The organism is Streptodolium elevatio, assembly GCF_053592165.1.
Genome location: NZ_JBSFVE010000005.1, coordinates 83,889 through 107,856 on the forward strand (window position 1 = coordinate 83,889; position 23,968 = coordinate 107,856).

The following is a 23,968-nucleotide window of genomic DNA, read 5'->3' on the forward strand; positions in this document are numbered from 1 at the left end:
TTCCTCGCTCCGTCACGAAAATGTGCACTCCGACCGCTGACTTTCCTTCACCTGCGTTCGCTGGCGCTCACTCCGGCGCAGGAAAGTCTGCTTGGCGGCCTCCGGCCGCTCTCCTCGCTGTGCTCGTCGATCACGGAGACATACCGACACCTTCCGGCGGCCTCCGGCCGCGTGGGGGTGGGGCACCGACACGGGCTTAACCGGCCGTGGGTGTGCAGCACCGACACGGGCTTAACCGGCCCGTGGGTCTGGGGCACGGACGCGGGCGGAAGCGGTCCTCGGGTTGTGGGTCCGGGGCTGGGGTCGGCCGGGTCGCTTTTGCCTTGCCACGGTGGTGGACACGGTGAAGGCGCGTTGGGGCGGGGGAGGCGGTGGAGGTCCACGGGGCGCTGGCCGATCTGGCGGCTTGGATGGCGGTCCGGCGCCGGGCGGAGCGTTGCGGGCGTCGACGGGAACACTTCGAGCTGGGGCCTTGGCCCCGACCCGGCGGACTGGCTGTTCAGCTGCGCGTGGGCCCTACTCGTAGCGGTACTTCAGCGAGTCGGCCTCGGCCCGCTCGATGTCGGTGATCGTGAGCTCCGGTATCCGCAGCTGGGCCAGGGTTACTTCGGCCGAGGTCGGCTGGGCGTCCTCGGGCAGCCACTGCTCGGGCTTCCATGCCCCGCTGCGCAGGAGGGACTTGGGGCAGTGGGGGTAGACCTCGTCGATGCCCAGCACAAGCGCACTGGCCGGCGGCTTGCCCACGGCGGTCAGCTGCGACAGCAGTTCCGGGCGGGTGGAGACGCAGGCCCGACCGTTCACCCGGAGCGTTGTGGTGCGGCCCGGGATGACGAACAGCAGTCCGGCCCGTCCGGTGGCTATGACGTTCTGCAGGGTGTCCAGACGCTTGTTGCCGGTCGCGTCCGGTATCGCCACGGTCCGTGAGTCCAGCACGGCGACGAACCCCGGGGGGCCGCCGCGCGGGGAGACGTCGCAGTTGCCTTCGGCGTCCGTGCTGGCGACCAGGACAAGTGCCGAGCATGCGATCAACCGCCGTGTCTGGTCGGTGAGTTCGGCCATCTGCTTGCGCACGGCCGCGGCACTGGGGAGTTCGTAGACCCGGCGCAGCGTCTCCTGGTCGGACACGGCGTCGAGGCGGAGCGAGTCGTATGCGCTGCCGGCGAGGGAGGTCGTCATGGAACCGACCCTAACGGGCTGTCGATCTTGTGGTCGGTGGCACGCAGGATGGCTACTTGCTGGTTGCCTGGGAGATACAGGTGTGCGAGTGTCGTGGTCTCTCGGAAGGGACTGGTCATGACGTTCGCCATGGTTCTCGGTGACTCCCGCCCCCGCGCTTCGATGCGGGAGCGGTAGGCCGAGTACGACGCATCGGTCTGTGCCACGGCACAGGCCACGGAGGCCGCTCCTCGTCGAAGTGCTCTTCGTGCCCTTGCACGTTCGATCACGAGGAGTACACCGTGTCCACGATCTGCTGGACCGAAGCCGAGACTTCCTGCACCGCAGGCTGGCATTCCGAGAACGCGGCGCCGCCGCCGCGGCGGGTCGTCGTGGCGGACGACAGTACGAAAGCCGACACCGCGTACCGGCTTGCCTGCGAGGGCACGGCTCTTTTGTGGCGCGGCGATTTTCACAACGCGCGCCAGCTGATGCAGGCCATGGCCCGGCGCATCGACCGCAAGGTTCCTCGCGGCGGTGGCAGCCCGGCGGAATCCTTTCATCTGCACCGCCGGGCCCGTCGGCACCGGGCGCGGGTGCTGGGGCGGCTCCTGGTGCGGTTGGACGCCGGTCACGGTCTGGATCTGCGGCGTGCCCCCGACGTGCGGGAAGCGTGCGCCGAGGCGTACGGTCCGCCGTCCGGGCCGACGGCCGTCTCGTTGACCGAGCTGCTCGGTGTCATCGGGGCCCACGAGTGGCGGCGACGCGGCGTGGAGGTCCCGGCGCTCGGCGCACGGGTGCATCCGCACTATGGAGTGTTCTCGCCGGTGCGCGGGGAGTACGTGGACCTGGTCGCACAGGCGCCGCTTCCCGGCGGCGCTGTCGCCTTCGACCTGGGCACCGGGACCGGGGTGTTGGCCGCCGTCCTGGCGAAGCGGGGCGTGGCGCGTGTTGTGGCGACCGACATCAGCGCGCGTGCGCTGGCCTGCGCACGGGAGAACGTACGCCGCCTGGGCTTCGCGGACCGCATCGACGTGGCGGATCCCGGACTCTTCCCGGCGGGACGCGCGAACCTCGTCGTCTGCAACCCGCCTTGGCTGCCCGGGAGGCCGAACTCCACGGTGGAGCAGGGCGTCTACGACGCCGACGGGGTGATGCTGCGGAGCTTCCTGACCGGGCTGGCCGTACACCTCGAACCGGGCGGGGAGGGCTGGTTGGTGCTGTCGGACCTGGCCGAACACCTCGGGCTGCGCAGCCGTGCCGACCTGTTGGCCCTCATCGAGGCGGCGGGCCTGGAGGTGGTGGGGCGGCTCGACACGGCTCCCCGGCATCCGCGGGCGCGGGACGCCGCGGACCCGCTTCACGCCGCCAGGGCCCGCGAGACGACTTCCCTGTGGCGTCTGGCGGTGCGCTGAGGTCAGGGCTTGCGCAGGTCGGGGACCGGACCGTCGGTCAGCAGGCGCCGGACCGAGGACCAGGCGGCATGCTGCGCCTCCGCGATCCTCGGCGGGCTGTCGCCGAGGATCCGGATCCATGCCCCGCAGTCGTGCGGCAGGATGCTGACGCCGTAAGGGAGTTCCAGGAACGCCAGTGCCGCGTGCAGGGCGTCGGCGATCTCCTTGGGTGCGGCACGGTCGGTCACCACGAACAGCGAGGACACGTGGTCGTGCCCGGCCTGTACCGCCGGCCCCGCGGCCGCGCCGGCCTCCAGGCGGAGGGTGTCGACGGCCAGGAGCGCGCCGTCCGGGCGGCGGAACTCCAGGTCGGTGGCCAAGTGGTGGTACGCGTGCCGCTCGTCCCGGGCCAGGCGGCCCGCGGCGACGGTCTCCCCGACCACCGCGGTCGCGCCTGGAGCGACCGTCACCGAGGTGTGCTGGTAGAAGCGCGCCCGCGCGAAGGGGATCAGCGGGTCGGGCAGGTACTCTACGTAGGAGCCGGGTTCCGCGGTGAGTCGGACCAGTTGCGTCGCGTAGTCGTGCTCCATTCCGTAGACCTTGGTCGCGGCCTGCGTGGTGACGTGCACACGGGTGTCCGGTCCGCAGCGCACGTCCATGCGGTAGCGGTCGGCCTGGGCGATGCCGCCGCCGGTGGCCATGACGTACACGAACGCCATGTCCGGCAGGTGCGGATCGACGTACAGCGGGCGCATCAGTTGCAGGGGCGACTTCTGGTAGCGGCCCACCAACTCGGTCCGCCCCGCCTGGTGTTCGAAGGCGAGGTCGAGGATGCCCACCTTGGCCGGCGAACCGGAGGGGAGTGTGTCCGGCGGGCCGGCGAGCGCGGCGAGCCGCGGGGGCACGCGTGCGGGCTCGAAGTACTCGGGGCTTAGCCGGTCCACGGTGGGGGAGGGCATCAGCGCAGGACCTTGCGGCGGGTCCCGAGGAAGTCGGCGATCTCGGCCAGGCCGTGTCCGGTGAGGCAGTCGGTGAGCGCGACCGGGCGGCCCTCGCGTACGCGGTGCGCGTCGGACTCCATGACGCCCAGGTCGCAGCGCACGTACTTGGCGATGTCGATCTTGTTGATGACCAGCAGGTCGGACTCGGTGATGCCGGGGCCGCGCTTGCGCGGGATCTTCTCGCCCTCGGACGTGTCGACCACGAACACGAACATGTCGACCAGGGCCGGGCTGAAGGTCAGGGTGAGGTTGTCGCCGCCGCTCTCGTACAACAGCGTGTCGACGTCCGGGAACTGCTCCAGCATCTCGGCGCCCGCGGCGAGGTTCATGGTGGGGTCGTCGCGTACCGCGGTGTGCGGGCAGGCGCCGGTCTCGACGCCGACGACGCGCTCGGGGGCGAGGACGCCGTCGAGGGTGCGCCGCACGTGCTGGGCGTCCTCCTGGGTGTAGATGTCGTTGGTGATGACGGCGGGCCGGTGCCCGCGTTCGATCAGGATCGGCACGAGTGCCTCGATGAGCGCGGTCTTACCGGAACCGACCGGCCCGCCGATACCGACGCGCAGCACGTTGTCGTCCATGGTTCTCCTCCGAAGATTGCGGGTGGTTCAGGTGGCGAACAGGCGGGCCTCGGCCCGCTCGTGGCGTCCGGACATGACGTCGGCGGCGAAGGTGTGCCCGCCCAGGTCGGCGAGGTCGCGGCGGAGCGCGGCGCGACCGACCTCCTCGATGACCTCGGCCGCGCCGCGCAGCAGCACCTGGGCGCGGCGGTGGTCGGTCAGCCGCAGCCGCAGGGCGGCCCCGGCGAAGCTCGCGCAGAACGCGAACAAGTCCGCTATGACGGCCTGTTCCACCGGGACGTCGGTGGCGGCGTACACGACGCCCGCGGCGACTGCCTGGGTGCCGGGGGTCTCGCGCCGGGCGACCAGGGCCGCGTACTCCCCGATGCCGGGCCTGGCGAAGACCTCGGCGGCCAGGTCGACGAGTTGCCTGCCGGTACGCGTGGCCGCGAGCCGCATGCCGCGGTTCAGCTTGGACGCGTACAGGCGTTCGTCGACCGCACGCACTCGCGGCCAGTCGGCCGCGCTCGCCGCCCGGTGCGCGAGCGCCAGCGCGGTGGCGTCGCCGGGGCCGACACCGTGCCGCAGAAGGTCGGCGAGCAGGTCGGCGAGCGTGTCGGGGGTGACCGCGCGGGCCTGGGCAAAGCCCTCCAGGCTGTGCGAGAGCGTGTAGAAGCCGCTGGGGAACGCGGAGTCGGTCAGCTGGAGTTGGACCAGGAGGGGACTGAGGGACATGGCCCCCGGTCCCGGTCCGTACGTCGTGTCGGCGTCCTGGTACACGCGGCTCAGGCCAGGAAGAACAGTTGGTTGAGCGGGAGCGAGCGGGCGGGTGCGATGGTGGCCACCTCGCCGTCCAGGGTCACCTTGTACGTCTCCGGGTCGACCTCGACGTGCGGGAGCGCGTCGTTGCGGACCATGTCGCGCTTGCCGACGGTGCGGGTGCGCGAGACCGGCAGCACCCGGCGCTTCAGGTCCAGCTTGGCGGGCACGCCGTTGGCGATCCCGGCCTGCGACATGAAGGTGACGTGCGTGCTCTGCATCGCGCGGCCGAGCTGGGCGAACATCGGGCGGTAGTAGACCGGTTGCGGGGTGGGCAGGGAGGCGTTCGGGTCGCCCATCTGGGCCCACGAGATCAGCCCGCCCTTGATCACCATCTTGGGCTTGGCACCGAAGGAGTTGATCGGCCACAGCACGATGTCGGCGAGCTTGCCCGCCTCGATGGAGCCGATGTGGTCGCTCGCCCCGCAGGCGATGGCCGGGTTGATGGTGAGCTTCGCGAGGTAGCGCAACACCCGCGCGTTGTCGTTGCGTTCGCTGTCCTCGGCGAGTTTGCCGCGCTGGTCCTTGCAGTGGTGCGCGGTCTGGAACGCGCGCGTCACCGACTCGCCGATGCGGCCCATGGCCTGCGAGTCGGAGGAGAAGATGCTGATCACCCCGAGGTCGTGCAGGACGGTCTCGGCGGCGATCGTCTCGGCGCGCACCCGGCTGTCCGCGAACGAGACGTCCTCGGGGATGTCGTGGGACAGGTGGTGGCACACCATCACCATGTCGAGGAGTTCGTCGACGGAGTTGACGGTGTACGGCAGCGTCGGGTTCGTGGACGAGGGCAGGATGTTCGGCTCGCCCGCGACCCGGATGATGTCCGGTGCGTGCCCGCCGCCGGCGCCCTCGCTGTGGAAGGTGTGGATCGTACGACCGCCGATCGCGGCCCGGGTGTCCTCGAAGAAGCCGCCCTCGTTGAGGGTGTCGGTGTGGATCGAGATCTGGATGTCGTACTCGTCCGCGACCGCCAGCGCGTTGTCGATTACGGCGGGCGTCGAGCCCCAGTCCTCGTGGACCTTCAGCCCGCAGGCCCCGGCCTCGACCTGCTCGGTGAGCGCACCGGGCAGGCTGCCGTTGCCCTTGCCCATGATGCCGATGTTGACCGGCATGTCCTCGACGGCCTGGAGCAGGAGCCCGAGGTTGTACGGGCCGGGCGTGCAGGTCGTGCCGTTGGTGCCGTCGCTGGGACCGGTGCCGCCGCCGATGAGGGTGGTGATGCCGTTGCTCAGCGCCTGCTGGGCCTGCTGCGGCGAGATCAGGTGGACGTGGGTGTCGATGGCTCCGGCGGTGGCGATCAGGTGCTCGCCGGAGATGGCCTCGGTGCCGGGGCCGACGACCAGCCGCGGGTCGACGCCGTTCTGGGTCTGCGGGTTGCCGGACTTGCCGATGCCGACGATGAAGCCGTTCTTGATGCCGATGTCGCACTTGACGACGCCGACCACCGCGTCGAGCACGACGACGTTGGTGATGACGGTGTCCAGGGCGCCCTGCGCGCAGGTGGCCTGCGGGTCGGCGGCCATGCCGTCGCGCATGGTCTTACCGCCGCCGTACACGACCTCCTCGCCATAGAAGCCCTGGTTGAAGTCCTTCTCGACCTCGACGACGAGATTGGTGTCGGCGAGGTGGAACCGGTCGCCGACGGTGGGGCCGAACATGTCGGTGTACTGCTTGCGGGGGATGACGGGCATCAGCGCGCACCCTTCTTGGCGGACTTGGCTGCGGACTTCTTGGGTGCGGGCTTGGGTGCGGTCTTCTTGGCCGCGCTCTTCTTGGCCGTGGCCTTGGCGGTCACGGCTTTGGTGGCTGGGGCCTTCTTGGCGGCGGTCTTCGTGGCGGACGTCTTGGCGGTCGCCTTCTTCGCGGGGACGGTGGGCGGCTCGGGGTCGGGGACCGTGGCCGTGGCGCCGGCGAAGCCGCGTTCCACCGCCCTGCGGGCGGCCTCCGCGCGGGCCGCCCATGAGACGACGCTGCCGTTGAGCAACCCGCTGAACCCGACCAGGCGGCGAGTACCGCCGAACTCGCACAGCTCGACCTCGCGGGTCCCGCCCGGCTCGAAGCGCACCGAGGTGCCCGCCGCGATGTTCAGGCGCATCCCGACGGTCGCCGAACGGTCGAACGACAGCGCCGAGTTGACCTCGAAGAAGTGGTAGTGCGAGCCCACCTGGACGGCCCGGTCCCCGGTGTTGTCCACCGAGACGGTCAGGGTGCGGCGGCCGGCGTTCAGCTCGATCGGGTCGTCGCCGTAGATGTACTGCTGTCGAAACACCATGGGATCCGGGCTCCTAGGAGACGGGGGAAACGGGAGCGGGCGCGGCGCGGTCGTGGCGGTGCGGGTGGGCGTGTGCGTGATCGTGGCTGTGTGCGTACGCGTCGGCGTGGCCGTGTGAGTGCGCGTGCGCATGCGGGTCGGCGTGGCCGTGCGCGTGCCCGTGCCCGTCGCCGTGGCTGTGCGACGTCCCGTGGTGGTCGGCGGCCCGCAGCGCGGACCCGATGCCGTCGTCGCCGGCCGACCGCATGCGCCGCAGCGCGGCGTCGACGCGCGCCGCCAACACCCGGGCGGCCGCGGCCGGGGAGAGCAGCGGCTGCGCGTCGGGCAGCCCGGGCGCCACGAACGACGCCGCCAGTGCCGTTACCTGCGCGGCCCCGAGGGCGCGGCAGCGCTCGACGCCGCGTTCCGGATCCGGGTCACCGCCCAGGAGGGCGACCTCGACGATCCGGTGCCTGCCGTACTGCCAGACCAGACGGGCGACGCGGAACAGTTCGGCGTCGTCGTACGCGTCGCCGGCCGGCGCGGCGACCAGCAGCCCGTGCTCGGCCGGCACCCGCGACGCGGCGGCCCGCAGCCACCCGGTCAGGTGTTCGGTGGTACCGAACCCGTCGGCGAGCACAACCCGTTCGCGGCCCTCGCGAGGCAGCGCGAGCAGTGTGCGCGCGGTGTCCGCGACCATGAGGGGGTCGCGTCCCAGCGTCATCGGCACGACGCATACCGGCGAATCGGTGTCGCGGAGGAGGGCGCTCACGTGCTGGTGCAGTCCGCGTCCGCACGGGACCGCGGCCAGGCCCGCGCCGAAGGTGCCGGACAGTGCCGCGCCGTCGGCGCTCTCGTGGCCGCCGACCGCCACGACCGCGACGTCCACGCGTCAGCCGCCGATCGGGTCGTGGCACGACACCAGCTTGGTGCCGTCCACGAAGGTCGCCTCGACCTGCAACAGGCCCAGCATTCCCCGGACTTCGGGCATCGTGTCGGCCTCGCCGACGATGTGCCGGCCCAGCTCCATGCAGTCCGCCACCGACTTGCCGTCGCGTGCGGCCTCCAAGATCGCCTCGGTGATGAGGGCGACCGCCTCGCTGTAGTTGAGCTTGAGGCCGCGTTCCCGGCGCTTGCGCGCCAGGTCCGCCACGACGTACACCCACAGCTTGTCCATCTCGCGGGGTGCCAGGTTCATTGTGCGGGCCTTTCCGGGGAGGAGAATCGCGGCAGCTGCGGCACGGCGGCCATGAGCACCCACGTGGTGAGGATGAACGGCCAGGTGAAGGTGTGGCCGCCGAAGGGCTTGAAGAACGACGTGAGGGCGGCGGTCAGGCCGGTGGTGACGGCCGCGCCGAACAACGCGTACGCGCCGCACCACACCGTGCGCGGCAGGAACACCGCACCGACCGCGATGGCCACCAGCACCGCGTTGTAGCCGTAGATGCCGTTCTCGATCAGCGACGTCGGCGCGCCCAGCGCCCACGCCACCACGATGCCGACCACGCTTCCGGCGGCGGCGAACGCGGCGACCCGCCACCCGGCCAGGGCCAGGCCGACGAGCATGATCAGCCCCACGTACCAGGTGTCCACGAGGAAGACCTGCGCGACGTTGGTGAAGAACCCATGCCACAGGTCGGACCACGACAGGCCCGTGTCACCTGTGGTCGTCGTCGCCACGGCGGCCGGACTCCCGTCGTGCCAGACGCGGGAGAACGACGGTGCGCCGACCACCATGACCCCGGACACCACGCAGAAGGGCGCGGTCAGCGGCGTCAGGCCGTACGGCTTCAGGAACGTGGTCAACGCCGCCCCGAGCAGCGTGCACAGCACCGCGCCGACCACCGCCAGGATGTACGTCGACGGGTGGTTGCCCAGCGACGACACCAGGGCGATGCCGGTCAGGCAGCCGCTGTAGCCCTGGAGGCCGAGGGCGATCGAGGACCGGTCGGCGCGCAGCGCGGCCGCTGCCACCGTCGACACGACCGTCCCGATCGTCGCGAACAGCCCCGTCTCCCAGCCCGCGACCCACAGCGCGGCGAGGATCACCGCACCGGTGAGCGGACTCGACTGCAGGTCCACCTGCGCGACGCCGCGCAGCCAGGCCAGTCCGAGCGCCGTGGCCTGCCCGGGCGGTGCGGGGGCGGGCCGGTCGGACGTCACGGACAAGGTCGCTCCTCGCAGCCTTGGACACGCGGTCGGAATCGCCGCGCCCTGCGTCACGGTGTCCACCCGCACACCGGGTCAACCGCCGCCATCGGAGTGAAGAACCGGACTCTGGGACGGGCGGCCCGTGCCGGTGCGGGCGCCGGACGGGTGATCTTCGGCGGCGGCGGCGTTGCGCGGCGGGCCGCCGCCGCGCGGTGCGCTTCGATCTGCGCGACACCCGACACCCGACACCCGACACCCGACACCCGACACCCGACACCCGACACCCGACGCCCGACGCCCGACGCGAGACCGGAGACGCCATGCTCACAGCCGCGACCGCGAACACGGGGAACACCGCGTGGCTGATGGCCAGTACCGCCATGGTCCTGCTCATGACGCCGGGCCTGGCGTTCTTCTACGGCGGCATGGTGCGTACCCAGCACGTGCTGGTGATGCTGAAGATGAGCTTCGCGTGCCTCAGCCTGGTCACCCTGATCTGGCTCGCGGTCGGCTACAGCCTCGCGTTCGGACCCGACGCGGGCGGCGGCCTGATCGGCAACCTGGACTACGCGTTCCTGCGCACGCTGAACGCCGACGACGTCCGCATCACCGTGCCCACGCTGCTGTTCTCCTGCTTCCAGATGTCCTTCGCGATCATCACCGTTGCACTCGTCAGCGGCTCCATCGCGGACCGCGCGACGATGCGCGGCTGGCTGGTGTTCGTGGTGGCGTGGACCCTCCTGGTGTACGTCCCGCTCGCCCACTGGGTGTTCGCCGACGACGGCTGGGTGCACGCGGACCTCGGCGCGCTCGACTTCGCCGGAGGACTGCCCGTCGAACTCAACGCCGGGGCCGCGGGCCTCGCGGTGGCGATCGTGGTCCGCAAGCGCAAGGACTTCGCCCGCGGTTCCGTCCGCCCGCACAACCTGCCGCTGGTCATCATCGGCCTCGCCCTTCTGTGGTTCGGCTGGTTCGGCTTCAACGCCGGGTCGGCCCTCCAGGTCGAGGGCGGTGCGCCCACGACCTTCCTCAACACGCAACTGGCCGCCTGCGCCGCGATGATCGGCTGGCCGCTGGTCGACAAGTGGCGGCTGGGCCGCGTCGAGATGCTCGGCGTGGCGTCCGCGGCGGTCGCCGGCATGGTCGCCATCACTCCGGCCTGCGGCGAGGTCTCGCCGCTCGGCGCGGCCGCGATCGGCTTCGTCGCGGGTGTCGTGTGCGCGTTCGCCGTCAACCTCAAGTACCGCATCGATGTCGACGACACCCTGGACGTCGTCGGCGTGCACGGCTGGGGTGGCATCGTCGGCGTGGTCTCCGTCGGGCTGCTCGCCACGTCGGCGATGAGCGGCAAGAAGGGCCTGTTCTACGGCGGCGGATTCGACCTGCTGTGGCGCCAGGTGGTGGCGATCCTCGCGTGCGGCACCTTCTCCTTCGTCGTCACCTGGCTGATCGCGCAGGCGGTGCACCGTACGGTCGGGTTCCGCGCCGCCGACGACTACGCGCACGTTCCCGGGCGGGACGAGGAGGTCGCGTACGACGACGCCACCCTCGACGAGATCCGCGAACGCCTGGCCGCCGCCCGGGGGGCCGAGCCGGCCCCGGTGACCGCGGGCGCCCCCACGGACGCCGAACTGCTGCGGGACATCGCCGATCTCGTCGCGCAGCGGGAGGTCGACAAGTGACCGTCCCGGGCCGCGCGCCGCACCGGACGGGGGAGTGACGATGGGACCGTCGGTCGATTCGGGAAACACCGCGTGGCTCATGATGGCCACCGCCATGGTCCTGCTCATGGCCCCCGGCCTGGCCTTCTTCTACGGCGGCATGGTCAGGTCCGGCCAGGTCGTCGCGATGCTCAAGATGTGCTTCGCATGCCTCGCCTGCGTCAGCCTGCTCTGGTGGGCCGTGGGCTACACCCTGGCGTTCGGCCCCGACGCGGGCGACCTGGGCGTGATCGGGAACTTCGAACACGCCTTCCTGCGCGGCGTCGGCGTCTCCACCACGACGGGCGACGTGCCCACGGTGATGCACGCGGCGTTCCAGATGAGCTTCGCGGTCGTCACCACCGCACTCATCAGCGGCTCGATCGCGGGCCGCGCCAAGATGACCGGCTGGGTCGCCTTCGTGTGCGTCTGGACGCTGCTGGTCTACGTGCCGATGGCGCACTGGGTCTTCGACCCCGACGGCTGGGTCGCCGACCAGGTCGGCGCGGTCGACTTCTCCGGCGGCACCGTCGTCGAACTCGGCTCGGGCGCCGCGGGGTTGGCGCTCGCGGTGGTCGCGGGCAAGCGGGCCGACTTCGCCGACCGGACGATCCGGCCGCACAACATGCCGCTCGTCGTCATCGGCGCGTCCCTGCTGTGGTTCGGCTGGTTCGGGTTCAACGCCGGCGCGTACCTCACCGGCCCCGGCGCGACCACCGTCGCGTTCCTCAACACGCAGCTCGCCGCGGGCGCGGCGATGGCCGGCTGGGCGGTCCCGCGCTACCTCCAGGCACGCAGCGTCAGCCTCGTCGACATGTGCATGGGCGCCATCATCGGGCTGGTGGCCATGACGCCGCTGTCCGCCGGGGTCAGCCCGGTGTGGGCCACGGTGATCGGCTTCGTCGCGGGTCTGACCGGCGCGTACGCGGTGCACTGGAAGTACCGCTTCGGCGTCGACGACACCCTCGACGTCGTCGGCATCCACGGCTGGGGCGGCCTGTTCGGCATGATCGCCGCGGGATTCGCCGCGACCGGAGCCGTGACCGGCACCAAGGGCCTCTTCTACGGCGGTTCGTGGACCCTGCCGGGCAGTCAACTGGTCGCGGTACTGCTCCTCGGCCTGTACTCCTTCGTCATGACCGGACTGATCGGGGTGGCGGTCGAGAAGACCGTCGGCCTGCGCCGGGACGAGTCGGCGGCGCCCGACGAGGAGCAGCCGTACTCCGCCCCGCTCACCCTGCACCTGCGCGACCTCACCGACGCACTCCGCGGCGTCGGCGAGCCCGCACCGAAGGGGAGCGCCACCCAGACCGTGCGGCAACTACGTGTGCTGCTCGCCCGGCAGGCGTCCCACGAACCCGACGTCCCAACCGACAACGCCGCCCCACCGCCAAGGGCGTAGCCGCAACCCGCACCACCTACCGACCATCCGCCAGCGGGTGACGACGCCGAGCGCCGCGCGCAAGCCAGCGCACGGTTCGGGTTGCCGAACACCGGGATCGTCAGAGCTCGCGTGCGCTGACCTTCCGGCACCGGACGGGAATAGCAGGCGGCTGCTGCGGTGCGGGGAACCACCCCTGCGAAGTGGTCGAGGTGGGCGAGCAGGTCGACGTCGAGGTCCTGGACGTCGACATGGACCGCGGGCGCGTCGCGTTGTCGCTCAAGGCGACGCAGGAAGACCCGTGGCAACATCTCCGAACTGGCCTGGCAGCCCGTCGAAACTCCCGAACAGGCCGTCCGAGTCGGCGACCACACCATCGTCAAGATCATCGACATCGCCCTGGAACGACGCCGCATCAGCCTGTCCCTCCGTCAGGCAGCCACTCCGCCCCACCAGCCGGAGTGACCGCGCGCAACGGACACAGCGGTCAGACCGGCGCGGGTCGGCCGAATCGGCGGCGTCGTGGCCGTGATGGCCGACGAGCGGGACGGGATCACCGGCTTTCACAGCGGGGGATTCCTGCCGCGTCACCCGAGTGAGCTACGCGCGTCTTCCAGAATCCTCAGCACTCCCAGCGTCGCGTCGAGGGGCATGATGCGGCTTTCCACGCGTCCGGCGCGCACACAGTCGCGGACTTCGCGGGCCTGGGCGGCGTAGGCCTCGGAGGAGGAGTCGATCCGGAACTCCTCGGGCACCGCGGGCCGGAAGTCCGCGCCGTAGGTGTACACGGAGATGTGGGTCGTCTCCTGGAAGGCGGGTGCGATGTCGATGCGGCCCTTCGTGCCGACGACGGTGGCCGTCATCGGGAGCATGCCGACGAGCGACGTCTCGAGCATCGCGCGGGCGCCACCCTTCCAGCCGAGCAGCAGCGCGGTCTCGGCGTCCACACCACTCGGCCCGAGTACGCCGACCGCGGCCATCGAGTCCGGGGAGCCGAGCAGCAGGTACGCCAGCGCGACCGGGTAGATGCCGAGGTCCAGCAGCGCCCCGCCGCCGAGGGCGGGATTCCACAGCCGGTGCTGCGGGACGTACGGCACCGGGAACCCGAGCGACGCACTCACCGACCGGACTTCGCCCAGCGCGCCGGACTCGACGGTGGCCTGCACCCGCTGAATCAGCGGGTTGAAACGCATCCACATGGCTTCCATGAGGAACACGTCCGCGGCCCGGGCCTGCGCGACGAGTGCCTCGGCTTCGGCGAAGGTCACCCCGAGGGGCTTCTCGCACAGCACGGGCTTCCGGGCGGCGATGGCCGCCTCGACGATCGCGCGGTGCTGGGCGTGCGGGGTGGCGACGTAGACGGCGTCGACGGCGGGATCGGCGATCATGTCGGCGTACGAGCCGTACGCCGTACCGCCGCCCACCTTGGCGGCAAACTCGGCGGCCCGGTCCTTGCTCCGCGACCCCACGGCGGCGATCCGCATGCCCGGCTCGGCGGCGATCACCCGCCCGACGGTCTCGGCTATCGAACCGGTGGCTGCGATCCCCCAGCCGAACGTGTCGGCGGTTTCGTCGGTTGCGGTCATGCCCCACCCCTTGTTTGCTGCTGTGCTTCTCACGACAGGGACATCATCAATGGCGAACCGAGGCGTCGGGTGCGTGGCCGTCGTCGACACTCGCGTCGTACGGTAGTCCTGGTTGGCTTGGCGGCTACCGGGTTCGCCTCGCGCCGCTCACGGACGGGCGGTCCCGCTGCGCTGTTGGACGCCGCGCTCGCGCGCGCCGCTCCTCGGGCCGGCGCTCAGAAGCGGTGCAGGTCCTCGGCGGTCCAGCCTCCGGGCGCGTCCGGGGCGAAGGTCTCCGGGGCGGCAACACCAATATCCGTGCGGTGGCCGCTGGTGTGCGCGACGGCGCGCAGCACCAGGCCGGTGCTGTGCCAGCCGAGCGCGCTGACCTCGGCAAGCGCGACCGGGGTTCCCGCGGCGAGGCTCGCCGCGATGCGCAGCATCAGCGTCTCCCCGGAGGCCCCGGGCAGGTGGGCGTCGACGGCCTCGTTCCAGCGCACGGTCGCGAGCGGGGTGTCGGTGACGTCGGGGTCATCCGTGTAGTCGACGAACGCCCGGAAGTCGGCGCGGCCGGGCCACACGTCGTGCTCGACGAGCAGGGCGACGGCCGCCTCGCTCGGCAGGTGGCCTGCCGCGCCCGCGCGCAGCGCGGCGGTGAGCTGGTCGAGTGGGAGATCGGTCGCGGCGGGGGAGTTGGTCATGCTCGATTGTCCACGGTCACGGCGGTGCCCCGCGGGAGGCTGGCTGTGTCGCGGGTTCGGGCGAGTTCCGGTGACCGGCCGCCGACCGAAGGCCGACTCGGCTCCCGTCGGTCGCGCCCGCGTGGGATCAGATGTCGGGGGCTGCGGGCGGGCCCAGTTCTTGCGGCCATGGCGTGGTCGGGGGGTCGCTCGTCAGGTGTCGCTCCAGGGTGTCCAGCCACCTGTGGGGTTCTATGGTTGTGGTGGCCAGTTCGGTGAAAGCCCAGATCAGCACCTGTTCCGAGGTGCCTTTCGGGAAGACGCGGCGGAAGGTCGGCGTCACGTTGATCGGCATCACGTCGGGCCGCAGACGGTCATAAGGCGGGTCCAACCTGTTCGGCACCCTGCGTGCGTGCTCGGGGGAGATCGCCAGGATCGCCCGGAGCATCGTCAGCCCGTAGAAGCCGAAGAGGTCTTCGAAAGCGCCGTAAGGGTTGTCCCAGCGGGGGTCGGTCCATCGGTCCTTGTACGCGGCGAGCATGGCGCCGTACGCCGCCGAGGCCGGGGCAAGACGGGCCGTAGCCCCCTGTGCCGCGGTTCGCGCGGCATCCAACGGCCCCACCAGTGCCCGGTACTGCTCGCCGAGCGACTTGCCGAGCGAGTCCCTCAGGCCCCGCTCACACTCGCGTTCGATCCGTCCGAGGTCCGGCACCGCAGCCCGGGCGGCGGCACCGGCGGCCGTCTCCTCCACGAGCAGGGGCAGCAGCTTCCGCGCATGCGACCCTGCGACCACGTCCTCGGCCTGCCCGAACGGCGCGATCAGTGCGACCAAGGCGTCCCGCACATAACCGAGTTCGACGGCCCTGGAGGCGCGCAGATCGTCGAGGACCGGCGCCCGTTCGACGAACTCGGACACCGCCGCGTCGCCGGCCGCGGCCAGTGCGCCGAGCGCCGACCCGGCTTCGGTACGCGCCGCAAGGCCCTCCAGCATCGCCCTGACCGCAGCGGACGGCTGCGCCGCGTCGCGCTCGGTCAGGCGCGGGTCGGCGTCCCGCAGCAACGCGAACGCCTGGGCCGCGACCTCGGGCCGCCGCGGCGCGGCCGCCCTGCGGAACGCCTCCGCACCGGTCCGCGCCAGGTGCTGCACCAGGTCCAGCCACATCGGGCGACGCGTCGCGGGAATGCCGGCCCACGCCTGCGCAGGCATCCGCGCGGGCTCCCCGGCCGTCCGCAGTCTGCGATCGGTGTCGTCGATCCAACGGTCCACCCGCTCGGCAGCCAGACGCCGCAACTGGTCGTCGGTGGCGGACATCGGCTCGGGCATGCACCCTCCCCCAAGGCCATGTCGTCGCTGCCGGACGCCCCTCCCCGAGAGCGGAACAGCGTCCCGCTCCTTCCGGCGCTCCTTGGGAGTGTGCCATCACGGACTGATCCGGGTCAGGCAAAGCCGCGGAAGGCCGACACACGCCTGGAGCGACTGCCGGATCGTGCGTCGTCAGGTGCGGTCGGCGAGCCAGGACCGGATGGACGCGGCGATGCGCTCGGGGTGGGTGAGCGGGCCGAAGTGCCCGAGGTCCGGGTGGGATTCGAGGCGGGCGTCGGGGAACTGCTCGGCGAGGCGGTCGAAGCGTCCGCTCGGCGACTCGACGCCCTGGACCAGGACGACGGGGCAGCGCACCTCGGCCATGGCCGCGTAGACCTCCGCGACCAGCGACGAGACGTACACCTGCGCCTCGTTGAGCGGGCGGCACTTGAGGCGGACGTGGTCGCCCTCGGCCACGAAGCCGTGCTCGACGTACGCCGCCAGGACCTCCGGGTCGAAGGCGTCCATCGGCGGCTTCGACGCGTAGTTGCGGGCCGCCTCCGCGCGGTCCGCGAACGCGGGGCGCCGCCGCTTCGTCGGCTCCACCAGCGGGTTGGACTGCACCTCGCCGGCCGCGGGCGGCGGGAACGCGGCGGGCTCGTACAGCCACAACGAGTCGAACGTCCCCGGCCGCGCGGCCTCCGCGAGGACCAGCGCCGCGCCGCCGCACGAATGGCCGATGCCGACGAGTCGGCCGTGTCCGCGGGCCGCGAGGTCGTCGGCCACCGCCAGCACGTCGTCGCCGAACGCCGCCCACGGGAAGTCATAGCCCTCGGGCACCGGCGTGTCGCCGTGTCCGCGCAGGTCCAGCGCGTGGCAGTCGACACCGGGCAGCCGGCGCGCGGTCGGCTCCCACACCCGGCCGTGGAAGCCGGTGGCATGCGCGAGCACGGCGGTCACCTCGCCCTGCGCCCGATCCGTACCCGCGACGGCGGAGCGCAGGCGGTGGACGGCGGGAAGCACCTTCGCCCGGGGATCGATCTTCATGGACGAAGTCAACCACTTTGCCGGCCGCCGGCTCCGGTCGCCCCCGGCACCGCCCCGGGGAAGGGCGGCGGTGCCGGGCGGCCCGGGCGGCCGGTGGCAGCTCACAGCGCCGGACGGCGCCCCGCGGTGTACGCCCACGGCCGTGCTTCCTCCACCGCGGCGCCGACGCGGAAGACCATCTCGTCGTCGTACGTCTTCCCGACGATCTGCACGCCCGTCGGCACCCCGTTCGCCGCGAACCCGGACGGCACCGCGAGCACCGGCACGCGGCTGCAGATGTTGAACGGCGGCGTCAGCGAGCCGTGCAGGTAGAAGTCCGTCTCCACGCCGTCGACCACCAGCTTGGTCTCGGTGAAGTCCTCGCCCGCCGGGAACGCGGGCAGGGCCATGGTCGGACAGACCATCGCGTCGAACCGGTCGAGCAGCTCGCCGAGTTCGGCGTAGATCTCGCCCTCCAGCGCGAGCCCCTCGGCGAACGACAGCTCGGACGCGGCCGTCTGCTCGTGGAACATCCGGAGGTACGGGGTGACCAGGTCCGGCGCAGCCGCCGTCGCCTCGCCGGCCTCGGCCCCCATCACCGCCGCGAAGTGCGCGAGCAGGACCCGCTCGATCAGGTCGCGCGTCCATCCGAGCGCGACCTCCTCGACCACCGCGCCGGCCGCGCGCAGCGCCTCGCCCACGGCCCGTGTGTTGGCCGCGACGTCCGGGTCCACGGGGTAGTCGCCGAGGTTGACGCACAGCGCGATGCGCAGGCCCTCGGCGCCGCGCGCTCCCGCGTACGCCTCGGGCAGTACCAACTTCGGCCGCAGCGACACCACATCGCCCTTCCACGGCCCCGCGATCACGTTCTCCAGCAGTGCGCAGTCGGCGACGGTCCGGGCCATCGGGCCGTCGTGGCAGTACTGGTCGAGGCTGTACGGCGGCATCGCCGGGACCCGTCCGAACGGCGGCTTGAAGCCCACGACGCCGTTGCACGACGCGGGCATCCGGATCGAGCCGCCGATGTCCGAACCGGTGGCCAGCGGCGCGTACCCGGCCGCCAGCGCGGCCCCCGAGCCGCCGGACGAACCACCGGGCGAGAACTCCGGGTTCCACGGGTTACGGGTCAGACCCCACAGCTTCGACTGGGTGAACGCCGCCGCGCAGAACTCCGGGGTGCTGGTGCGCACATGGATGATGCCGCCGGCCTCGGTGATCCGCTCGATCACCGGGTGCGTCTCCGTCGCGACGTTGTCCGCGTACAGCAGCGACCCCATCTGGTGCGGGCGTCCCGCGATCGGGTGCTCCTCCTTGGCCGCGATCGGTAGGCCCTCCAGCGGGCGTACCTCTCCCGCGCCCTTGCCCAGGTAGCGCCGCTCCGCCTCCCGCGCGGCCGCGAAGGCCTCGTCGCGCAGCGACTCGACGACGGCGTTGACGACGGGATCCGCGGCGTCCACCCGGTCCACGACCGCGGTCAGCAGTTCGACCGGGGAAACCTCGCGGGCGCGGAACGCCGCGAGCGCGTCGGTCGCCGACAGATAGGCGAGTTCGGCGGATACATCAGAGGGCATGGTTACTCCCTTGCGGAGGTTGCGGAGGCGTGTGGTGGTTGAACAGGGTTGTCGTGGTGAAGACTCCGTGGGACGCCGACGGCGGTCAGGCGTCCGGTGCGGCGAGCGCCTTCCGGCTCTCCGCGATCCTTTCCGGGTCCCAGCCCGCGCGCGGAACCGAGTCGATCAGCAGCCGGGTGTACGGGTGTTGCGGCGCCGCCAGCACGTCCGCCGTCCGCCCCGACTCCACGACCCGGCCCGACCGCAGCACGACGACGTCGTCCGTGATGTGCCGGATCACCGCGAGGTCGTGGCTGACGAAGAGGTACGCGACACCCTCCTCCCGCCGGACACGCACCAGCAGGTCGAGGATCTGCGCCTGGATCGACACGTCGAGGGCGGCCACCGCCTCGTCCAGGATCAGCACTTGCGGGGACGCCGCCAGCGCCCGCGCGATGGCGACGCGCTGCCGCTGCCCGCCGGAGAGCCGGCGCGGCAGCGCACCCGCCTCCCGGGTGCCCAGGCCCACCTGGTCAAGCAGTTCGGCGACGCGCGCGGCGCGCCGCTGCTTGCCGAGGTCGGGCGCGTGCAGGCGCAGGACCTCGTCGACGCAGTCGCGTACCGCGACGCGCGGGTCCAGCGACAGGTAGGGGTCCTGGAAGACCATCTGGATCTCCCGCGCCCGGGCGAGTCGTTCGGTGCGCGAACGCGGGCGGCGGGCACGCTCACGGCCGCGGACCGTGATGCTCCCGGCGTCCGGCGTTTCCAGGTCCACGAGCATGCGCGCCGTGGTGGTCTTGCCCGAGCCGGACTCCCCGACGATCCCGAGCGAGCCGCCCGGCGCCAGCGTGAACGCCACGTCGTCGACCGCCTTGTGGTCGCCGAACGTCCGGCACAGGCCGCGGACCCGGAGTACCGCCTCGGCCGCATCTGCGGTGGTGCTCACGTCAGGATCCCTTCCTCGGCGCGCAGGCACGCCACGGCCGCGGGGCCGTCGTGCACCAGCGCCGGAACCTCGGTACGGCACCGCTCCACCGCGAACGCGCACCGCTCCGCGAAGGCACACCCCTCCGGCGCCTCCGCGAGCGACACGGGCCGTCCCGGGATCGCCCGCGGCGGCTCGGAGTCCGCCTCCAGACGCGGCGTGGAGGCCAGCAGGCCCGCGGTGTACGGGTGCCTCGGATGCTCGAACAGGGCCGCGGCGGACTGGGATTCGACGATACGGCCCGCATACATGACGTAGATGCGGTCGCAGATCGCCGCGGCCAGCTCCAGGTCGTGGGTGACGAAGAGCATGCCGGTGCCGTGCCGGACCTGGAGGCGCCGCAGGATGCCGACGACCTCCGCCTGCGTGGTGACGTCCAGTGCGGTGGTGGGTTCGTCGGCGAGGAGCAGCGCCGGGTCGCCGGCCAGCGCCGCCGCGATCACGACGCGTTGCAGCATGCCGCCGGAGAACTGGTGCGGGAAGCGCCGCAGCGCCCCGCGCGGGTCGCGGATACCGACCTCGGCGAGCAGTTCCTCGGCGCGCGCCGGCGCCTGCGTCTTCGACATGCCGAGCAGGCGCAGGCCCTCGGTGAGGAAGTCGCCGACCCTGCGCATCGGGTTGACCGACGCACGCGGGTCCTGGAACACCATCGCGACCTGCCGCCGGCGGACGCCGCGCAGTCCCGCGGGCCCGAGCCCGAGTACGTCGGTCCCCGCGACGCGGACCGCGCCCTCGGTGCGGGAGCCCTGCGGCAGCAGCCCGAGGACGGTGCGGCAGGCCACCGACTTGCCGGAGCCGGACTCGCCGACCAGGCCCACCGTTTCGCCGCGTCCGACGCGCAGCGAGACCCCGTCCAGGATCGGCCGGGCGGCGGCGTGGTCGGGCAGGCGCAGCGTCAGGCCCTCGATGTCGAGCAGCGGAGCGTCCCCGCTCCTCACGGTCTTCTCGAACATGCCGCTCACCTCTCCCGCTTCGCGACGCGGTCGGCGAGCCCCTCGCCGACGATCCCGAACGCGACCACCGCGATGACGATGGCCGTCGCGGGCGCGAGCGCCGGCAGCATGACGTCCTTGAGCAGCGGGCCCTGGCCCTCGCTGACCATGACGCCCCAGTCGGCGGTGGGCGCCTGCACGCCGAAGCCGAGGAAGGACAGGCCCGCCAGCTCCATCAGGGCGTACCCGAAGTTGATCGCCGACTGGGCCAGCACGGTCGGGGTGATGTTGGGGATCAGGTGGCGCACGCAGATCGACCAGCCGGACCAGCCCTGCACACGGTAGGACTCGATGTAGGGGCGGGACTTCTCCTGGCGGGCGATGGCGCGTACCAGGCGGCCGACGTATGGCGTGTAGGCGACCATCATGGCGATGACCGGCGCGGTGAGCCCGGTGCCGAAGACGGCGACGCACAGGATGGCCAGCAGCATCGCCGGGAACGCGAACAGCAGGTCCATCGACCGTGACAGCAGCGAGTCGACCCAGCCGCCGCGCCACGCCGCGACCACGCCCATGACGATGCCGAGGACGGTGGAGACGCCGACGACGGCGAGGGGGCCGAGCAGGCCGGTGCGGGCGCCGTACAGCAGGCGCGACAGGATGTCGCGGCCCGACTGGTCGGTGCCCAGCCAGTGGTCGGGGCCGGAACCGGCCAGCGAGTTCTTGAGGTTGATCGCGTTCGGGTCGTAGGGGGCGAGCAGCGGGGCGAAGACCGCCAGGAGCACCAGCAGCGCGAGGACGACCACTGCCGCGGTGAACAGCGGCCCCTGGGCGGCGAGCGTACGGATCCGGCCGGGTGCGCCGCGGCGGGCGCCCGGCAACTGCGGGGCGCCGCCCGGCAGGAGCGGGGTTGCCGAGGCCGTCACTTCTCGTCACCTCCCAGGGCGAGGCGCGGGTCGATCAGCGGCTGCAGCAAGTCCACGACCAGGTTCGCGACCAGGAACGCCGCGACTACCAGCAGGGTCAGCGCCTGCACGACGGGGAAGTCCTTGACGGTCACCGAGTTGATCAGCAGCGAGCCGACACCCTTGACGCTGAACGCCGTCTCCACGATCGAGGTGGCCACGAGCATGCCCGCGACCATGGTCCCGACCACGGTGACGATGGGCCCGAGCGCGTTGCGCAGCACGTGCCGCACGATGACCTGGCCCTCGGGGACGCCCCGGGAGCGGGCCACCTCGACGTGTTCGCGCGAGAGTTCGTCGAGCATGGCCGAGCGCGTGACGCGGGCGAGCAGCCCCGCGAACGTGAGGGCGAGCGCGACGGCCGGGAGCGTCAGGTGCCACAGCCGGTCGGTGAAGCCCTCGCCCGCGCCGTAGAGCGGGAACCAGCCGAGCTTGACCGCGAAGACCGAGGTGAGCACGGTCGCGGCGATGTACGACGGGATGGCGATGGACGTGCCGGTCCAGGCGAGCACCAGCTTGTCGACCAGGCCGGGGCGCAGCGCGGACAGGACGCCGAGGGCCAGGCCGACGACCGTGACCAGGACCATCGCGTACACCACCAGGAACGCGGTGATCGGCAGCTTCTGGGCGACCAGGTCCCCGACGTCCTGGCGGAACTGCACCGAGCGGCCGAAGTCGCCGCCGAGCACGTCGCCGAGCCACATGAAGTACTGGTTCAGGAACGGCTCGTCCAGGTGGTACTGGGCGGTCAGCGCGGCGCGCGCCTCCGGGGTGACCGGCCGGCCGCGCATCAGGAAGGACACCGGGTCGCCGGGGGCCAGGTGCACGGCGCTGAAGACCACGAAGGAGGTCACCAGCAGCACGAGCACCAGCCCCACGACGCGCCCCAGCAGGAAGCGGAGCAGAGAGCGGCTCATCAGTTCGCGGATCCCAGGGTCGCGGCCCACGGGTACGACAAGTGGGTGATGTTCGGGGTCACCCCGGTGACGCGCTTGCCGAGGTAGAGCGACATGGGCGAGTCCCACAGGGGGATGCCGGGCAACTCGCGGAGCGCGATCTCCTGGAGCTTCACGGTGAGTTCGGCGCGCGCGGCCGGGTCGGTGGTGCCGAGCGCCTCCTTGACGAGCTGGTCGTACTCGGGATTCGACCAGTTGCCGTAGTTGGCGAACTCCCCGGTCTGCAACGCGGCGTAGAACTCCAGCGGGTCGGGCGTCATGTCGTAGCCGCTGGTGACCAGCACGTCGATGCCCTCGCGGGTGGCGGGGTCGGTGAACAGGGCCGTGTACGCGTCGGGCGCGATGGTGCGCAGTTCGACGTCGAGGCCTATCTCCTTGCCGGCGGCCTGGATGGCGTTGGCGGCGACGCTGATCTCGGGCGCCAGGTTGCTGGTGGCGACGACGACCTTCTTGCCGACCGCCCCGGCCTCCTCGACCAGCTTCTTGGCCGCGACCGGGTCCTGGGTGATGGCCGGCAGGCTGTTGTGGATGGTCTGCGCGCGCTCCGCCGGGACGGTCGCCCAGCCGGCCGCGGGGACGGGGGCCTTGGCGGGGGCGCCGTACCCGTTCAGCGCGGCCTGGACCATGCCGTCGCGGTCGATGGCCATCGACAGGGCCTGGCGTACCCGCCGGTCGCCGAGCGCGCCCTTGAGGTTGGTGACGGCCGCCGAGTAACTGCCGGTGATGGCACCGAAGTAGAGCTTGCCGTCGCTCGCGTCGAGCTTGTCGAACGAGGTGGTCGGAAGCAGGTAGCCACCGTCGACCTCGCCGGTCAGCAGCGCGTTGGCGCGGGCGGAGGGGTCCTGGATGAAGACGAATTCGAGCTCGCTCGTCTTCGGTGCCAGAGTGCTGTCCCAGTACGCGTCGTTCTTCTTGAGGGTGATCGACGTGCCGGGCTTCCACTCCTCGAGGGAGAACGGCCCCGTGCAGTTCACGCCGCCCTGCGGGTTGCCGTAGTCCTTGCCGGCCTTGGCCAGGAAGTCGGCGCTCTCGACGATGCCGGGCGACGCGCTCAACTGCTCGTTGAGCAGCACGTTGGGACGGGTCAGCTTGATGGTGACCTCGAGCGGCCCGGTCTCCGTGATGGACGCGACGTCTTTGAAGACCGTGCTGTACGAGGAGCCGACCTCCGGGTCCGCGTGCCGCGTCAGGCTCGCCACGACGTCCTTGGCGGCCATCGGGGTGCCGTCGTGGAACTTGACCCCTTCGCGCAGGGTGTAGACCCAGGTGAGCGGGTCGGGGTTGGTGTACTTGCTGGCGAGGCCGGGGGAGATCTTCAGGTCCGGGGTGACGCGGAGCAGGTTCTCGCACACGTTCGCGAGCACGGTGTTGATCGGGAAGTCGAAGGCGTACGCGTAGTCGAGCGTCTGGGGCTCGGCGTACAGCGACCACTTCACCTTGTCGAGCGGCCCTTTCGCGGCAGGAGTGTCGATGGTGACGTCGAACGCGGCGCCGGAGCCGGACGAGTTGTCACCACCTCCGCCCGAGCAGCCGGCGGCGACGAGGGCCGCTACGGCGGCCAGTGCGGCGGTTCTGAGCATGCGCAAGAAACCCACCC

The 23,968-nt window shown here is 71.7% G+C and carries 22 protein-coding genes and 1 pseudogene; 4 read left to right on the forward strand and 19 right to left on the reverse strand.

Annotation, left to right across the window (positions count from 1 at the left end; genetic code table 11):
* Positions 1-516: 516 nt before the first annotated feature.
* Positions 517-1,176 carry an MSMEG_1061 family FMN-dependent PPOX-type flavoprotein gene (locus ACWD12_RS12045; RefSeq protein WP_450099441.1) on the reverse strand — a complete coding sequence of 220 codons (660 nt, stop codon included), beginning with the start codon at positions 1,174-1,176 and terminating at the stop codon, positions 517-519.
* Positions 1,177-1,457: 281 nt separating this feature from the next.
* Here ACWD12_RS12045 and ACWD12_RS12050 point away from each other — a divergent pair, with 281 nt between their 5' ends.
* Positions 1,458-2,570, forward strand: a complete 1,113-nt coding sequence (locus ACWD12_RS12050) for a methyltransferase (protein WP_450099442.1) — start codon at positions 1,458-1,460, stop codon at positions 2,568-2,570.
* Positions 2,571-2,572: 2 nt separating this feature from the next.
* Here ACWD12_RS12050 and ACWD12_RS12055 read toward each other — a convergent pair whose 3' ends face one another.
* From ACWD12_RS12055 to ACWD12_RS12090, 8 genes are read right to left on the reverse strand one after another with little or no spacing between them, the layout of a single operon-like run.
* Positions 2,573-3,508 carry an urease accessory protein UreD gene (locus ACWD12_RS12055; RefSeq protein ID WP_450099443.1) on the reverse strand — a complete coding sequence of 312 codons (936 nt, stop codon included), beginning with the start codon at positions 3,506-3,508 and terminating at the stop codon, positions 2,573-2,575.
* Complete coding sequence (gene ureG, locus ACWD12_RS12060) at positions 3,508-4,128, reverse strand: urease accessory protein UreG (RefSeq protein ID WP_358359186.1); 621 nt, start codon at positions 4,126-4,128, stop codon at positions 3,508-3,510. The genes ACWD12_RS12055 and ureG overlap by 1 nt, the downstream gene beginning before the upstream one ends.
* 27 nt (positions 4,129-4,155) lie before the next feature.
* On the reverse strand, positions 4,156-4,842 hold the full coding sequence (locus ACWD12_RS12065) for an urease accessory protein UreF (RefSeq protein WP_450099444.1): 687 nt from the start codon (positions 4,840-4,842) through the stop codon (positions 4,156-4,158).
* A 50-nt stretch (positions 4,843-4,892) separates the two neighbouring features.
* On the reverse strand, positions 4,893-6,617 hold the full coding sequence (gene ureC / locus ACWD12_RS12070) for an urease subunit alpha (protein WP_450099445.1): 1,725 nt from the start codon (positions 6,615-6,617) through the stop codon (positions 4,893-4,895).
* On the reverse strand, positions 6,617-7,198 hold the full coding sequence (locus ACWD12_RS12075) for an urease subunit beta (RefSeq protein WP_450099446.1): 582 nt from the start codon (positions 7,196-7,198) through the stop codon (positions 6,617-6,619). The genes ureC and ACWD12_RS12075 overlap by 1 nt, the downstream gene beginning before the upstream one ends.
* A 13-nt stretch (positions 7,199-7,211) precedes the next feature.
* A complete protein-coding gene (locus tag ACWD12_RS12080) occupies positions 7,212-8,066 on the reverse strand; it encodes a sirohydrochlorin chelatase (RefSeq protein WP_450099447.1) in 855 nt (284 codons plus the stop codon).
* 3 nt (positions 8,067-8,069) lie between these two features.
* Positions 8,070-8,375, reverse strand: coding sequence for an urease subunit gamma (locus ACWD12_RS12085; RefSeq protein WP_358359195.1), 306 nt, complete (start codon positions 8,373-8,375; stop codon positions 8,070-8,072).
* Positions 8,372-9,340 (reverse strand): urea transporter, encoded by a 969-nt coding sequence (locus tag ACWD12_RS12090; protein ID WP_358359256.1) that lies wholly within the window; start codon positions 9,338-9,340, stop codon positions 8,372-8,374. Before ACWD12_RS12090 ends, ACWD12_RS12085 begins: the two co-directional genes overlap by 4 nt.
* A 308-nt stretch (positions 9,341-9,648) precedes the next feature.
* On the opposite strand from ACWD12_RS12090, the gene ACWD12_RS12095 reads away from it, so the two are divergent.
* The 3 genes and pseudogenes from ACWD12_RS12095 to ACWD12_RS12105 form a co-directional block, all read left to right on the forward strand.
* Positions 9,649-11,010 carry an ammonium transporter gene (locus ACWD12_RS12095; RefSeq protein ID WP_450099448.1) on the forward strand — a complete coding sequence of 454 codons (1,362 nt, stop codon included), beginning with the start codon at positions 9,649-9,651 and terminating at the stop codon, positions 11,008-11,010.
* Between the two features lie 40 nt (positions 11,011-11,050).
* Positions 11,051-12,430 (forward strand): ammonium transporter, encoded by a 1,380-nt coding sequence (locus ACWD12_RS12100; RefSeq protein WP_450099449.1) that lies wholly within the window; start codon positions 11,051-11,053, stop codon positions 12,428-12,430.
* Between the two features lie 167 nt (positions 12,431-12,597).
* Positions 12,598-12,847: pseudogene (locus ACWD12_RS12105) on the forward strand (S1 RNA-binding domain-containing protein); the annotation flags it as partial.
* 149 nt (positions 12,848-12,996) lie between these two features.
* Here the strand turns inward: ACWD12_RS12105 and ACWD12_RS12110 are convergent.
* From ACWD12_RS12110 to ACWD12_RS12155, 10 genes are all read right to left on the reverse strand, one after another.
* On the reverse strand, positions 12,997-13,995 hold the full coding sequence (locus tag ACWD12_RS12110) for a Gfo/Idh/MocA family protein (protein WP_450099450.1): 999 nt from the start codon (positions 13,993-13,995) through the stop codon (positions 12,997-12,999).
* A 215-nt stretch (positions 13,996-14,210) separates the two neighbouring features.
* Positions 14,211-14,675, reverse strand: coding sequence for a hypothetical protein (locus ACWD12_RS12115; protein ID WP_450099451.1), 465 nt, complete (start codon positions 14,673-14,675; stop codon positions 14,211-14,213).
* Between the two features lie 127 nt (positions 14,676-14,802).
* The gene (locus ACWD12_RS12120; protein WP_450099452.1) at positions 14,803-15,978 is read right to left on the reverse strand and encodes a hypothetical protein; all 1,176 of its coding nucleotides are present in this window, start codon (positions 15,976-15,978) and stop codon (positions 14,803-14,805) included.
* Positions 15,979-16,149: 171 nt separating this feature from the next.
* Entirely contained in the window at positions 16,150-17,004 is an 855-nt protein-coding gene (locus ACWD12_RS12125) for an alpha/beta fold hydrolase (protein ID WP_450099453.1), read from the reverse strand.
* Between the two features lie 101 nt (positions 17,005-17,105).
* Entirely contained in the window at positions 17,106-18,554 is a 1,449-nt protein-coding gene (locus ACWD12_RS12130; protein WP_450099454.1) for an amidase, read from the reverse strand.
* Between the two features lie 85 nt (positions 18,555-18,639).
* Positions 18,640-19,479, reverse strand: a complete 840-nt coding sequence (locus tag ACWD12_RS12135; RefSeq protein WP_450099455.1) for an ABC transporter ATP-binding protein — start codon at positions 19,477-19,479, stop codon at positions 18,640-18,642.
* Entirely contained in the window at positions 19,476-20,471 is a 996-nt protein-coding gene (locus tag ACWD12_RS12140) for an ABC transporter ATP-binding protein (protein WP_450099456.1), read from the reverse strand. Before ACWD12_RS12140 ends, ACWD12_RS12135 begins: the two co-directional genes overlap by 4 nt.
* Positions 20,472-20,476: 5 nt before the next feature.
* Entirely contained in the window at positions 20,477-21,376 is a 900-nt protein-coding gene (locus ACWD12_RS12145) for an ABC transporter permease (protein WP_450099457.1), read from the reverse strand.
* Complete coding sequence (locus ACWD12_RS12150) at positions 21,373-22,332, reverse strand: ABC transporter permease (RefSeq protein ID WP_450099458.1); 960 nt, start codon at positions 22,330-22,332, stop codon at positions 21,373-21,375. The genes ACWD12_RS12145 and ACWD12_RS12150 overlap by 4 nt, the downstream gene beginning before the upstream one ends.
* The gene (locus tag ACWD12_RS12155) at positions 22,332-23,951 is read right to left on the reverse strand and encodes an ABC transporter substrate-binding protein (RefSeq protein ID WP_450099647.1); all 1,620 of its coding nucleotides are present in this window, start codon (positions 23,949-23,951) and stop codon (positions 22,332-22,334) included. Before ACWD12_RS12155 ends, ACWD12_RS12150 begins: the two co-directional genes overlap by 1 nt.
* Between the last annotated feature and the right edge of the window lie 17 nt (positions 23,952-23,968).